Raw genomic sequence first — 14,393 nt, 5'->3', positions numbered from 1 at the left:
TGTTTCATGCATTGGCCTTAACTTTATAGAAATGTGCCATCTCCCTGTTGCCATCTTTCATGCATTACGCTTATCACAAACCACATTCTATTAGATATATCTAACTATTACTTATCCATCCATTCGGTGAGAGATGATATGGTATACGAACATCGAAATAACGTGTGGATAATACGTGCCGGGCGAAACAAAGAGCGTGAACGTCTCTTCCTTGAGAAGGGTGTAATCTCTCTTGACCTGAATCTGCAGCTTCTGGATCATTTTGATGAGAATCTTGAGGATTTCAGGAACCTTCCACATGATCACAAGCAACATCATTTTCTTGGGGAAAAGTACAAGGATTTTGATCGCAGCTTCAGGAAAGAGTTCGATGAAGCCGTAAAGGACATTGACTATTCCGAGCGTGAACAACGTCCTGAAGTAGTCAAGAAAATGAAAAGTCTTAACAGCAAACTGAAGGATTTCAATGAGGAAATGAAACAATTCTCTGCGACAATGCAGAAGTTTGATGAATTCGAGAAACGGGAATTTATTAAGGAGATGATCAGTGCAAAGCTGGCTACCCTTGATCATACTATACTTGACCAGTGGGCTGCTGAGATTTTCCATTTTGTAAGTGCTATGAGGACACATGATACTGTCGTGCTTCCAGTAGAAAATGAGGAAATTGCATATATAGGCAAGGTTCGGGAAGGTTACAGGTACAGGGACGGTTTTGGAGACCTGAGTCACTATAGGCGTATTATCTGGTCCGATGATAAGGTCCCTTTTAGAGATTTTTGCCCGAAGTTTACGGAAATGCTGGTTCCTGGAGCCTGTCTTATCCTTGTAAATGACGATTGCAAGGATTCTATACTCGAAATTGCTTCGAAAGTATACTTCTGATTGTCTTTTACTGGCAAAAGGTTCTTAAAGACATATGCGTATAGCGTGCTGGTAATTACACTCATAAATAATGACAGGTTAGTAGAGTTGATCGATTTGGCAATTGAGAAAGGCGATTTCATAAAGATACAGTACACTGGAAAGTTTGACGAAGGTACGATTTTTGATACCACTGACGAGCAGCTGGCAAAGGATAACGGAATATATAATCCCCGTGGTGTATACGGCGGCGATGTTGTGGTTGTCGGCTCCGGCCAGACAATCAAAGGTCTTGATGAGGATTTCGAAGGTAAGGAAGCAGGATACTCCAGCACTCTGACTGTTGCTCCTGAGAATGCATTCGGTGCACACAACCCTGCTCTTGTTGAGACTGTATCAGTCACCAAACTGAAGGACCAGCTGAAGGATAAGAACCCATATCCTGGAATGCCTGTGGAACTCAATGGAAAGCGCGGTGTCATTTCCCAGGTTATCGGCCGTAGGGTACGTGTTGACTTCAACCATGCTCTTGCAGGTAAGGAAGTCGAGTATGAGTACACTATTGAGAAGGTACTCGATGATAATGAAGAGAAGGTAAAGGGTCTTATTGCACTCTATACTGGCATGGAGGACATTGAGGCAGAGATTACAGACGATCTCATCAGGATTGTTGTTCCTATTGAACTTAGCTTCAACCAGAGATGGCTTGTAACAAAGATGAACATAGCCAACGAGCTTATCGACAGGCTTGGCATCCCCAACCTTGAATTCGTTGAGAAGCACCCATATGTCCCACCAGAGGCAGGGGCAGAGGAAATTGTAGAAGTGCCTGCTGAGGAAGAATCAACTGAATCTGAGGCAGAAGAGAGCGAGGAATAAACTCCTCGTTCACCATATTCTTTTAAGATTACTTGTCACTCATCATCGTTTTTGAGTCAAAAACCTTATATTCAAGTGTGCTGTTTAGGTAAATCCATTCGACATGCTGAGGTAGCCAAGTGGACTACGGCGCCGGTCTTGAAAACCGGTAGTGCTAACGCGCTGCGAGAGTTCGAATCTCTCCCTCAGCGTTGAGATTTCCAGTCTAACGCTCAAAAGCCCTAGCTTAGTAGAAATTTTTGTGGATAGGAGAATAAGTTTTTGTTTTCATTTTGAAGCTTTCTGAAAAGCGCTACAGATGGGATTGCATGTTGTTTTGATGCACACATTAACACTTTTTAATTAATCTTTTATTACAATTTCAACAATTTCTTCAAGAATCCAAATACATCTTCCTATTCTCAAAGATGAGATTATAGCTGACCATGTCAACAAATAAAAGGAAACGACAATTAAAAAGTTTGTAAATATCCAGATTATTGATATTGCTGTCGTTAAAGCCAAATATTTTATAGTACTAAAATAAACAACGAATATTGTTCTATAATGTTTGCTTTTTTTGAGCATTTTTAACTTTTCTGACTCTGAAAATGCAATTATTACAGATACACCTGTAATAACAAAACCAAGAAGTGTTCCTGCAATACTTGCTAAAAGTGAATAAACATTATTTTTGTTAACTTCTAACCAAGAATCCACACCTTCAGGAAAAATAATAGGAAAAACAAATTGAATTATTGCGATGCTAAGGATAATAGAAATGATTAATTCATAATGCATAAAATTTTCTTCATAGATATCCTTGAATTTTCTCATGCTTAACTGCCTTTTATTGTTCTATTGATTTCTGACTTGCAGTCTCTGTATGCCTGATGTATTGCAGCGTACATGGCATTAGAATTAACGGTCCTATGGGTTTCATCAATAGTGATTACTTGTTTTTCACTCATGATGTACTCTTGCAATAAATCAAATGTTCTATACTCATCAAGTGTAGTATCTTGAGCATGAATTTTAAATTTATTCACTCCATCTTTGACTTCTGATTTTCTTAGCCAACTAATTAAATTTGCTATGTTTGATATAAGAGGTAATTCTACTTTGTCTCTGGAATACTGTGGATTTTTCAGTACTACTTCAATCATTTCGGAATCACTGGTTCTTTTTAAGGCTTCAAATCCAGCAGATAAATTTTTATCTAACTGTTTTATTAAGAGTCCCATATCTCTATGTGCTGCAAACGAAAAAGATCGGACTTCTCCAATGTCTTGAATGGTTTCCAATACGTCTCTTTTCATTAAAGGGTGTATAGTGATCTTATCTACAACATCTGGTATTTTTCTTGGGATATACTGATTTAAACTGCTAATTCTAGGACCATAGTGATTATATTCTACACCAACTACGTTATCAGAGAACAGTGTGAAGTGAGTAGGTTCATATAGCCCACTTTTAGGAGGTATGTCTAATGGAGTTAAGTTTCCAGCACATTCGACCTCAGGTAGTTCATTCTCTCTTCTGGTACCCATTCTAGCACGAATTGGATTTTCACAGGAATCAACATACATTGCCCATTTATTTCCATTTTTTAACTCATAATAACGTTCATCATTATCAAATGGTATCTCATTTATTTCTGAAAAAGCATCGGATGCATTTACAAATTCTCCATCCATTTCCATAAGTAATCTATAGAAATAAATTTTTTTTATAATCTCTTTTGACATAGTTGGACCTTCTGATAGTATCAATTGGCTAACATTTTATTGTTTACTGATGTCTACCAAGTTTTCACTTGCATCGGAAAATCACGTTGAGTCATCTGATTATTCCAAGTTGACCTGTAATGTTCCAGCATGAATCAATTGCAGTATTTACTTGGTTTAACATCCATAGAAATATATTTGATTAATTATAAACTTTATTATGTTTCAGTGTTGTACAAGTAATTTCATATCTGTTAAACAATCCCAAATCTCTAACTTGATAAATAAATAAATAAATAAATAAATAAATAAATGAAGTTGCTAAGTTCTACCCTTTTCTTTTCCGCAACTTGAAAACAAATAACATAATAGTTATCCAGATCATCAACTGGAAAATGTAGAAAAAATCATCATTGAACTCATATTTCAGTTATCAATTCAGCATCCTTCAGGTAATAATCGAAAAAATCCTTGCTCCACTGATGTCCTCCTGTATCTTTACAATACAGGTGTTTGTTGCTGAATTTATTGTTCTTTGATAACAATCTTAAAACAAAAGAGCGCTCGCATATTGACAGGCAAGTCAGTTCAAGATCTTTCCTGTATAGGTAAAATTTGACATTTTCACATGCAAGATAATGCTTGAATTCTTCATACCATTCACTTTTGAACTTATCAAATATTTCTTCATTGACTATAATTGAAGTATTTTTGTCACCTTCAGCAAGTCTTGCAATAACCTCTGAAAAAGCAGGATGTGAGAATGCAAGAAGAAATGACAGGGAACTGGAATTATATGCTTCTTCGACGAAATCTTTATTCATTTCAAAAATATCCACCAAGCTTGGTTCTATGATTTCGCAGTTTCTGATTTCATTTATTCTTTCAAATATATGAGAAGGAATAGGGTCAATGTTATGGGATGCGAAGAAATCTATATTCTTATTCAGAGATCTGCAGGTATTTACCAGAGGAATCATCTTATTGACTATTAATTTTCCAGGCATCGTCAATTTGTAGGCGTCATCATAATGCACAATAAGATGATGCTCTTCCATTATTCTTATTTGTGGAAGTAAAGCCTGTCTTGTTGTTTCCAATGTCCTGAGAATAGTCTCCATTTCTTTGGGACCGTCTTGCAATAATAAAAGCATATTCTTTCTTTTTTCTGAGGCAAATATAATGTCAAGAATTGGCTTTTTCATTTGTATTACCTCTTGTCAAGAAAATCACTTATCATTCTATCAGAACTTCTGGTATCTGTTGAATCCTTACGCAAGCTATGTTGCTTTATTTAATAAACTTTATGTAATTATTGTCAATCATTATTTTTAGTATAGGTGCTTATAAGTCACCAAAAACAGAGTCGCGCCAGATTTGAAAAATCATCACACTAAAAACTATTATATGAAACAACTTTATGGTCAGAGAAAATACTAAATCAACAAAAAACGATATAATAAATGGATAATAGGGAGTGAAATTGAATGAGAGAATTTACAAGAGAGGAACTTTCAAAGTATGACGGCAAACAGAAAGAAGAAATCTATGTTGCCTATAATGGGAAGATATATGACGTAACTGGCGGCATTTCATGGGAGGATGGAGACCACTTCGGCCATGATAGCGGTATTGACCTTACTGAACAGATGGCTGAGGCACCACATGAAGAAGAGGTTTTTGAGGATTTTGAAATTGTTGGCATACTGATAGATTAATTTGCCAGATGCCTACATCTTCCTATCATTTCTCTTTGCCTGGCAAAATAGTATGCATTCCGGAAAAATCTCACTCAAATTGTTCAAATAAATATCGCAATAGGGTCCAATCTAACTGTTCCCTTACTGGTCCAGTAACCGCATACTCTACAAAATTGTACGTTTTCTCCATCCGTCAATTTTGAATTACATTCAGGACAGTTCTCTAATCTTTTCATCACTTAACCTCCATAAATACAAAAGGATCCCCCTGATCCTGTAGCTTTTAGTTTGCATCTTTTGCTTACATTCTCTCTATAGACTGGTGTGCCAGTTATGTAAGGGACTTTTGCTAAACCTATTGTCATTTGAATATTTATGCAATAATCATAAATATTCTATAAATTTCCAATTCTTATCGGCTTAGTATTTTTACATCAACCACAAATTATTATGTTATGCTACTATTTATCAATATCCATAACATTAGTAACTATTATCTGAAAGACTAACATCATGTATCTGGAATACAGAAGCTTTGAATTCTGGCTTACCAATACAGCATTTCCGTATCTTTCGCCTTGTCTGGGTCGATTGTCTTATTTTCGCTTTGCTCACAAAAAACTGACAACGGTTTCAATGAATTCACGTGTATCAAAAGGCTTGGCGATATATGCGGTAAACCCTGCATCAAGGAATCTTTCTTTATCTCCTGCCATTGCGTTAGCAGTCAATGCGATTATAGGAATATCTCTTTTCTTCCCCATATTTCTGATTATTCTCAGAAGTTCCAGTCCGTCCATTCCTGGTAACTGGATGTCCAGTAATATAAGATCAAAATCTCTTTTTTTGATCAGCTTCAGGGCTTGTTCACCATCCATTGCCTTTGCAACTTCATATCCCTCATATTCAAGAAGGCAACCAATAAGTTCCATATTTACCGGGCTGTCTTCAACAACTAATATGTTTCTCATTGTACCTCATTCTCTTCGGTTATTTCTCACTACAACACTTATCCGGAATGGTGAACGTAAAGGTACTCCCTTTTCCTTTTTCACTTTTCACTTGGATGTTACCTTTATGCATTTCCACGAATTGTCTCACAAGTGCAAGTCCGAGACCGGTGCCTCCATGTTTTCTTTTGCTCGATGAATCCACCTGAGTGAAAGGATTGAATATATTCTGGATTTTGTTTTCAGGGATTCCTATTCCTGAATCTGAGACTGAAACACATACTCCTTTATCAGTTTTATTTGCAATAACCAGAACTTTACCGTTATCAGGGGTGAATTTAATGGCATTGCTGAGAAGATTATACATTATCTGCTTAAACTTCATCCTGTCAGCAAATATTTCTGTTTCCTGTATATTGTTCTCTATTTCAAGATCGATTTTCTTCCTAACTGCTAATGGAGCTATCAATGTTTGCATCTCATCAAGTACTTCCGAAAGAGGGAACTTTTCACATTCAAGTTCCATTTTACCGGCTTCGATTTTTGCCAGATCAAGAATTTCATTGATTAGTTCGAGTAGATGTTCTCCGCTCGTATTTATATGTCTTGAAAACCTGATTTGTTTTTCATTCAAGCTGCCAAACATCTCAGAACTCAGCATATCTGAAAAACCTATTATGGCGGTAAGAGGGGTACGTAACTCATGGCTCATGTTTGCTAGGAACTCTGATTTGATGCGGCTATTCTCTTCTGCCATCATCTTGGCTTTGATCAGGGACTCCTCAGCCTTCTTTCTCTCGGTAATGTCACGGACCAAAGCCATAATCATTATTTTAGATCCAAAGTTGACAAGATTTATTGTCAGCTCTGCCGGATAGATGCTACCATTTTTCCGTATATGCTGTGTCTCCAGACTTACAGTTGTTCCAGGGGACCATTGAGACCATCGCCTCATCATTTTCTCACGGTCAACTTCTTTGGACAAAAAGCTGAATACATCAAGGTTTAGTAGTTCTTCTTTAGAATAACCGGACTGCAAGACAGCTTCGTCGTTGACATCAAGTATATTTCCCCTGAGATCATGCAGGTAAATACCCTCAGCAGATTGATTAAATAATGATCGATATTTTGCTTCGCTTTCTCTTATTTCATCTTCTGACCTTTTACGAAGAATAGCTTCTCCAATGCCATCAGCCACGACCCAGAGAAGATTGATGTCATCCTCATGCCATAGACGAACGCTCTCACAATCGTCAAATCCAATGAAACCCCAGAGATCCTGTCCACAATAAATTGGAAGAATTAGGATAGAAAGGATTCCCTGATCTGCAAGAATCGTTTTTTCAGGTCCATCAAGCTCTGCTACCACACGTGTATAACTCCGTTTCGACTGTAAAGAAGCTAGAAGCTTTTGTCCTCCTTTGCTATATGGCAAGTGCTTCAGAAGAGGATTATCTATTTCCCGGGTGATACCATCAGCAACAACTTCGTATCTCTGCGACATACAAAGGCCTAATTCGCTGTCTTCCTCATTCTGAAACACGTACGTCCGGCTATTACCTACGGAACGATGTATTATCTCCAAAATCCGGGGCAATATCTCGTTGAGATCAGCCGGTTCAAGTAAGAGTCGCATGCTTTTCACTGTTGCAAGTTCGTAGTTGAGCCTCTTTTTTAGCTCTTCCTGAATATGCGTGCTTTCAGTTACATCAGTTAGAGTAGCTACCATGCCTTCCAATTCACCGAAATCATTATTTAGCGGGGCACTGCTAATTGAGAGGAGCATATTGCTACCATCTATTTTCTTAATCTCATGTTTAGCATCGGATATGTTTTCATGGATGTCCATCGTTTTCCAGAAAGGTAGATGGCTACCAGGATTATCATAAATCAGATTGCCCTTTTCATCTCTTATCAATTCCAGCATGTCTTCGGCAGCCTTATTGGCAAATGTGATATTTCCGTCTGTATCTGCTACAATAATACCTAACGGACTTGTATCCGTTATTCTTTCAATCAGTTTATACTGTTCTCTTAATTCTTTTTCAGTAGCTGCAAGAGCCTGCTGTGATTTGTTAAGTGCCTCTATACGGGGTTTCATATAAAGTAAAAACAATGCTCCCGTAACAAAGATAAAACCCAACCCCTTGTAAGTTTGCAATCGGGTGTAAATTGCGATATCCGAAACAATTAATCCTAAAATAGCGTCAGAGAACAGGATCCAGATACTGGACAAGAATACATATAGAACTATAACCCTAAGAAGTGCTCTTGTGCTCTTATCAAAATCAGATACGGAATTCATTTTCTCCTTATCCTTTCTTCACTATCAACAAGGCTTCTGCAATTCCAAGGACTTATTAAATTTATTATGCGGTTTGACTTTTAACCAAGATCTTTTCTCAGTCAGCTGGTCATAATTTTTCCATGAAGATTATGACTTAAATATTAATATTGTTTAATTACATTATATTTATTTGTATTTTGCCTTTTTATCCTACATGCTATCTATTTCAGAGACGCCAATGCAAATGATTTTTTGTCCTATTTGCTAATATGTTTATTTCAGTTTGCAGGTCAGATGTGCCATTTTATGGGGTGTTAATTCATACTTGCCACTCCAGATTTCACTAATTGTATGGGATCTGACAAAAAACTGTCCCGCTAAGAAAGGAAAACATCGGCAGATGGGACTGACAAAAATGGCTCTTACCCGGGCTTTTGAGTAATTCACGATAGGGAAGTATACCTGTATGTATGTTCCCATAAATTACTAAAAAGTGCCTGTGCTTATTTATAACTCATTTTAAGGGTCACAAGCGATAGGCCAAGCTTTTCTTCAAGGTCTTTTAATTCTTTAAGCTGCTCTTCATTGAGCTCAGCATATTGTATGTCCTTGCTTGAAAAAGCAAGTATAGTAGCATCGAATTTTTTTTCAAGTTCTTCGATGGCTTTGGTCTGCTCTTCTGACAGATGTGACAAACCCCAGAATATATTATCAACTCCTGCTAGACTATAATCACGTTTTATTCGCATTTAAATATGTGTAACCGAATTATTTACAGCTTTCGACAGAGCAGAATTTTGAGGGTTGTTTTCAATGAAAGAAAAGTAGAACTTCGATATTTCACATACATTTGGTATGTTTCATTTTCTGAAACTTTTTTGTTACAGTAAATTAATGAAAACATACGGATTCCAATCTGAAAACGCGAGGTGTGCATGTTGGGGGGAGTGGGGTTAAAAAAGGTCACACACCTCGGCAGAGCATAGAGGTTGACTTAGTATAAAGGATAATCGTTTTAGAGCATAAACCATATAAAATAATTTATCTCAAATCAATTATTTTTAATGATTTCTGTAGAAAATAATCAAGAAGTTTTTCACTCATTAAAATGCAGAAATAGTGTAGGTAGCTAGGTATTTTTGGATGCAATTATTTTTTCAGCGGAACATTGTATCCTGCAAGAATATAGTCTACTAGTGCTGAATCATATCTACTTTTCAGTGAAAAATGAAACCATAATAGTTAGCATACTATCTTGGACACTTATAGTAGCATTATTGCTTGGAAAGCAAGTTTTGTTTGTTAATTTCATCAAAGGTATATATAAATAGATTAAATTTCTACAGTAGATAAAATTTCATGTGAGTGCAACCGGCTTTGTGTCTGGGATGCTGTCTATTCTCAGACAATTCACGATTAGTTATAAGGGTGGAATCCTTGAAAATACCGTTGCTTGAGACATTAGGCATATGCGAAGATAGAATGAATTTGCTTTTGTTGTTATACAATGGCCCGATGAAGAAGAGAAAAATTCTTGAATCACTGGAGATAAGCAGCCAGGCATTGGTCCCAACAATACGGACGTTTGAACATAACAATATCGTTGTAAATCATGATGGTACATACGAGCTTACATCAATCGGAAAATTAATTGTCGATGAAATAATTCCCTTCCTTGAGACCCTGGAATTCCTTGAAAGTAATTTTGATTATCTGGCTGAGCATAAGCTTGATTTTATTCCGTTTTATCTATTGAAAAGACTTCGTGAGTTATACCCTTATACCATATTACGACCTACTTTTTCAGAAACTTTAGAATTTAACAAGCAATTGGAAGAAACGACTGATGCTTCAAAAACATTTTATATTGTAACTTCTTTGCTGCTGCCATCATTTCCGGCATTCTTTTCAAAATGGATAAGTGAAGGTGTAGAAATTTCAATGATAGTTTCAGAGGAGTTGTTTGAGAAAATCCAGTCCAATAATCTGCTTTTCTTCAATGAATTATTGGCTAAAGAGCAGATGGACTTTCTGGTCTATCCGGGAAACATGGGTTTCCAGAATTTTATACTGAACGATTATTGTTTTTCCTGGCATCTCTTAAGTAAGACCGGCAATGTGTCAGGAGAGCAATTGATAAGTTGTAATCAGAATGCTCTTGAATGGGGAAAAGAACTCTTTGAGTACTACAAACAGTGTTCAAATCCTGTAACATCTATTTGATTCTTTTGTATCTTGAGTTTTCTTTTGTGTCAGGTGAAAATATCATTATGCTCTAACGTATAATTGAAAATTATTAATAAGTTACTCGCAGATGAATACTTTTATTCCTGTAAAGTTTGTTGTATTCAATAGGAAGGAACAAAAATAAGGTACTTCCAGGAAGTAAATAATTGCTGAGAAAGGAAATGGTGATCAGGGTGAGTGAATAAATGGCCAGATATTGCAAAATTTGCGGGAATAAAAGTGGTAGATGTAACCATATTGTTTTTGAAATTAGCAAAAAGGAACAGGAATCCGGTGGACAAAAAAAATCAAAATCAAATAAATAATACCTTTTTTTTGAATAACAAGACTTGCGGATTCACATTTTGTTTTTGCAGCATAGCTTTTAGAACTGTCTTTCTTAACCTGAAACCTGAAAACTCTTAAATACCTGTTGTTAACAAATAATTCTCTAAGTGAATTTGGGGGTAGATAAGATATATGATTTCTAAACAGATTTTATTGTTAATGCTGCTGACAATTGTCCTTGCAGCAGGAATGCCAGTTGCATCGGCGACTTCCGAGATGATGGATGAGTTCAATCAGAATTACAACACTAGTGATACAAGACTTGCAAATTGTACTGTCTGTCATGGTTCGGATGTTCAATCCTTGAATCCATATGGCCTGGCATATCAGGAAAATAATGGTGATTTCGAAGCAATAGAGCCTTTGGACTCGGACGAAGATAGTTTCAATAACCAGGAAGAGATACAATCTCTGACTTTCCCGGGAGATCCTGAAGACTTTCCGGAGTCAACATCTGATGTTCCACAAGAAACTGAGCAAACTGCCGAGGAAGGCCAGGAGCAGCCGGTAAGTAATGAATCTTCCACAGAAACCGAGCAGCAGTCTCCGGGCTTTGAAGCCCTTCTTGCTATTGGCATACTAATGGCCATATATCTGCTAAAGAAGAAATAAACAATATGTATTGTTTCTGAGGTGTGCTTCAGTGATGACGGGTGGGTTGTGAGGGGGATGTACAATAAAAACCAACACACCTCAGAAAGTACAACTATATCGGAGATATATTATATTTAATATATTTAATAATTTACGGTGTATAATTAATAATTTCAAAAAAATTGTAGCAAATCCCGGTTGAGAAGTTTTGGAAATGATTTCAAGGAAAGAGTTTATGGCTTTCCAGTAAACTCACGATACTTTTTGGCAGCTACCGATATTCCTTTATACTTCTCTTTTTCAAGCCTTTTATGGCCAATTTCCGATCTTCGGGACTGAAACGTTAACTCTTTAGCCAGTCGCTGGTAACTATCAAGACGTTCCTTAGGTATGAGTCCTTCGCTTACTGCCTTCTGTATTGCACAACCTGGTTCATTAAGATGAGTACAGTCTTTGAACTTGCATTTTTGAGCTAACTGGACAATATCTGAAAATGTTTTCTCAATACCTTCAGCACAGTCTCCTATCTGTATTTCCCTTATGCCGGGGTTGTCAATTACAATGCTGCCGTTTGGAAGGAGGAACAACTGACGGACAGTAGTGGTGTGGCGTCCCTTTTCGTCATCTTCGCGCACAGCACCTGTTTTTTGTATCGATTCCTCGAAAAAGGCATTAAGAAGTGTTGATTTCCCAACACCTGAGGAACCGATAAGTGCTACCGTTTCATCAGGATTCAAGTAAGGATCAAGTGCTTCCATACCTTCCTTTGAAAGCGCACTTACAGGAACTACGGGTACATCTCCTGTAATAGAACGTATCATATCAACTGTTGTGGAAGTGTCATCTGCAAGGTCTATTTTGTTCAGCAATATAACCGGTCTTGCACCGGATGAATATACAACAGTGAGGTACCTTTCAAGCCTTCGAAGATTAAGATCTTTCCCGGCGGATGTAACAATGAATATGGTATCAATGTTTGCAGCAAGTATCTGTTCATCGCTCCCGCTTCCCGGAGCTCCTCTTGTAAGGCATGTTTTTCTCGGGAGAATGTCAACAATCATCCGGCTCCCCGTCTCGGGTTGGTCCAGCAAGACTATAAAATCACCTACTACAGGCTGCTTGCTTGATTTAAGCAGAGCACCTGATATTCCTGCCTGTATGACATCATCAGGAACCAGGATATCACATACCGTTTTATGTCTGGCTATGATTCTCCCGGGCAGGTACGGACCCTTATAGGCAGAAAACGCCGATTCAAGTTCCTTATCCCATCCCGGAACCAAATTCTTGTGGTTTTTATCAGAACCCTTTGTTGTGAATTGGTCGTTCATACTCCCAGTTTTATGATGTGACATTAGATAAGCCTTCGGCTATATTTCAGTTACTAAAAGAATGAAATAATCAGTGCCAGGTAAAAATAAATCCATCCATGTACCCTGATTTTCAAGGCACATGGGGATACTAAAACACAAATTTCAGAGACTGAGCTTTGACATCCTGTCCACAGCTTCAGAGATTCTTTCTGCATTCTGAGTAAGTGCAAAGCGTATGTAACCTTCTCCGTGTTCTCCGAAGCCAACACCAGGTGTTGCTACAATGCCTGCATTTTCGAGTAACAGCTTTGAGAACCCAATTGAATCATATCCATCCGGCACGGGTGCCCATATGTAGAAGGTAGCCTTGGGCGCTTTAACGTCAATGCCTATCTCCTGAAGGCCCTTAAGAAGTACGTTTCTCCTTTCAGTGTAGATGCTGTTCATGTCAGCAACACACTGCTGGGAATCTGAAAGGGCTGTGATACCTGCCATCTGAATAGCATCAAATGCTCCTGAATCGATATTGGACTTGACTTTACCGAAGCCGGCAATTATGTCCTTGCTACCAACGGCAAATCCCAGACGCCATCCAGTCATATTGTAAGTCTTGGAAAGGGAGAAAAGCTCAATACCTACTTCCTTTGCTCCGTCAACACTTAAGAAACTTGGTGCCTCGTAGCCGTCATAGGCCATCTCAGAATAGGCATTGTCGTGAACTACTACAATGTTGTTTTCCCGTGCAAACTGCACAACTTCTTCGAAGAACTTTGTATCGGCGGTTGCAGATGTCGGATTATTGGGATAGTTAATGAACATCATCCTTGATCTGGCAAGCATGTCCTTTGGTATCGCATCAAAGTCAGGAAGGAAACCGTTTTCCTCAAGAAGGGGCATTATGTGAGCTTCCCCTCCTGCAAATTCCGTACCTATCTTATAGACTGGATATCCTGGGTCTGGACAGAGAGCTACATCTCCAGGGTTGATAAATGCAAGAGGTATGTGTGCAACTCCTTCCTTTGAACCGATGAGTGTAAGAGTTTCGGAAACCGGGTCAATGTCCAGTCCCCGGCTTTTCTTGCACCAGTCTGTAGCGGCTTTCCTGAAAGCAAGCATGCCTGTATATGAGGGATATCTGTGTGTAGCAGGATCACGTACTGCCTGGCACATGGAATCAACGATATGATCAGGTGTCGGCTGGTCCGGATCGCCTACTCCCAGATCTATCACATCCACGCCTTTAGCCTTCATTTCTGCCTTTGCTTCGTCTATGGTCGCAAACAAGTACGGAGGTAGTGCATTAATCCTGTCAGAGTACATTATTTCACCTGTAATTGAATATTTGTCAATATGTAATTCAGTAAGTATCCTCTCCTATTGCAATGCTTCTATTTAAGAAACATGGTTCCTACTTGTCCTCTTAAAACAATACTGGTAGGGACAGGAACGAAATCTATTAATAACTAAAATATAAATATAATTAATATAAAATTAGCCTAGGTGTGTTTCCATAATCAGTGATGAAA

At 37.9% G+C, this 14,393-nt stretch carries 13 protein-coding genes and 1 tRNA gene; 6 read left to right on the top strand and 8 right to left on the bottom strand.

The features are described from left to right. Positions 1-138: 138 nt before the first annotated feature. The 3 genes from V7O62_RS02945 to V7O62_RS02935 all read left to right on the top strand — a co-directional run bounded on the left by V7O62_RS02945 (position 139) and on the right by V7O62_RS02935 (position 1,934). Entirely contained in the window at positions 139-885 is a 747-nt protein-coding gene (locus V7O62_RS02945; protein WP_406657527.1) for a hypothetical protein, read from the top strand. Positions 886-981: 96 nt separating this feature from the next. Continuing rightward, entirely contained in the window at positions 982-1,743 is a 762-nt protein-coding gene (locus V7O62_RS02940; RefSeq protein ID WP_406658325.1) for an FKBP-type peptidyl-prolyl cis-trans isomerase, read from the top strand. A gap of 105 nt (positions 1,744-1,848) precedes the next feature. Beyond that, positions 1,849-1,934: transfer RNA gene (locus V7O62_RS02935), tRNA-Ser, on the top strand. Positions 1,935-2,085: 151 nt separating this feature from the next. Here the strand turns inward: V7O62_RS02935 and V7O62_RS02930 are convergent. From V7O62_RS02930 to V7O62_RS02920, 3 genes are all read right to left on the bottom strand, one after another. Next, complete coding sequence (locus V7O62_RS02930; protein WP_406657526.1) at positions 2,086-2,559, bottom strand: hypothetical protein; 474 nt, start codon at positions 2,557-2,559, stop codon at positions 2,086-2,088. A gap of 2 nt (positions 2,560-2,561) precedes the next feature. Further along, positions 2,562-3,470 (bottom strand): hypothetical protein, encoded by a 909-nt coding sequence (locus V7O62_RS02925; RefSeq protein WP_406657525.1) that lies wholly within the window; start codon positions 3,468-3,470, stop codon positions 2,562-2,564. A 398-nt stretch (positions 3,471-3,868) separates the two neighbouring features. Beyond that, positions 3,869-4,654: a helix-turn-helix transcriptional regulator gene (locus V7O62_RS02920; RefSeq protein WP_406657524.1), complete on the bottom strand. Its 786-nt coding sequence runs from the start codon at positions 4,652-4,654 to the stop codon at positions 3,869-3,871. Between the two features lie 282 nt (positions 4,655-4,936). Here V7O62_RS02920 and V7O62_RS02915 point away from each other — a divergent pair, with 282 nt between their 5' ends. Further along, on the top strand, positions 4,937-5,167 hold the full coding sequence (locus tag V7O62_RS02915; protein WP_406657523.1) for a cytochrome b5 domain-containing protein: 231 nt from the start codon (positions 4,937-4,939) through the stop codon (positions 5,165-5,167). A gap of 593 nt (positions 5,168-5,760) precedes the next feature. Here V7O62_RS02915 and V7O62_RS02910 read toward each other — a convergent pair. The 3 genes from V7O62_RS02910 to V7O62_RS02900 form a co-directional block, all read right to left on the bottom strand. Next, entirely contained in the window at positions 5,761-6,120 is a 360-nt protein-coding gene (locus V7O62_RS02910; RefSeq protein WP_406657522.1) for a response regulator, read from the bottom strand. Between the two features lie 19 nt (positions 6,121-6,139). Continuing rightward, positions 6,140-8,200 (bottom strand): PAS domain S-box protein, encoded by a 2,061-nt coding sequence (locus V7O62_RS02905; protein WP_406657521.1) that lies wholly within the window; start codon positions 8,198-8,200, stop codon positions 6,140-6,142. Positions 8,201-8,889: 689 nt separating this feature from the next. Beyond that, positions 8,890-9,135 (bottom strand): hypothetical protein, encoded by a 246-nt coding sequence (locus V7O62_RS02900; RefSeq protein ID WP_406657520.1) that lies wholly within the window; start codon positions 9,133-9,135, stop codon positions 8,890-8,892. 688 nt (positions 9,136-9,823) lie between these two features. Between V7O62_RS02900 and V7O62_RS02895 the strand changes: the two genes are divergently transcribed. Both V7O62_RS02895 and V7O62_RS02890 read left to right on the top strand, forming a co-directional pair. After that, positions 9,824-10,609, top strand: coding sequence for a helix-turn-helix transcriptional regulator (locus tag V7O62_RS02895; protein WP_406657519.1), 786 nt, complete (start codon positions 9,824-9,826; stop codon positions 10,607-10,609). A 510-nt stretch (positions 10,610-11,119) separates the two neighbouring features. Then, positions 11,120-11,572 carry a hypothetical protein gene (locus tag V7O62_RS02890; protein ID WP_406657518.1) on the top strand — a complete coding sequence of 151 codons (453 nt, stop codon included), beginning with the start codon at positions 11,120-11,122 and terminating at the stop codon, positions 11,570-11,572. 215 nt (positions 11,573-11,787) lie between these two features. On the opposite strand, the gene rsgA is transcribed toward V7O62_RS02890, so the two are convergent. Both rsgA and V7O62_RS02880 read right to left on the bottom strand, forming a co-directional pair. Beyond that, complete coding sequence (rsgA, locus tag V7O62_RS02885; protein WP_406657517.1) at positions 11,788-12,885, bottom strand: ribosome small subunit-dependent GTPase A; 1,098 nt, start codon at positions 12,883-12,885, stop codon at positions 11,788-11,790. A gap of 144 nt (positions 12,886-13,029) precedes the next feature. Further along, complete coding sequence (locus tag V7O62_RS02880; RefSeq protein ID WP_406657516.1) at positions 13,030-14,187, bottom strand: LL-diaminopimelate aminotransferase; 1,158 nt, start codon at positions 14,185-14,187, stop codon at positions 13,030-13,032. Positions 14,188-14,393: the final 206 nt, after the last annotated feature.

Source organism: Methanolobus sp. ZRKC2, assembly GCF_045291185.1.
In the GTDB taxonomy this organism is placed as follows: domain Archaea; phylum Halobacteriota; class Methanosarcinia; order Methanosarcinales; family Methanosarcinaceae; genus Methanolobus.
Note: the sequence above shows the minus strand (reverse complement) of the source record. Positions and strands in the feature narration are given on the sequence as shown.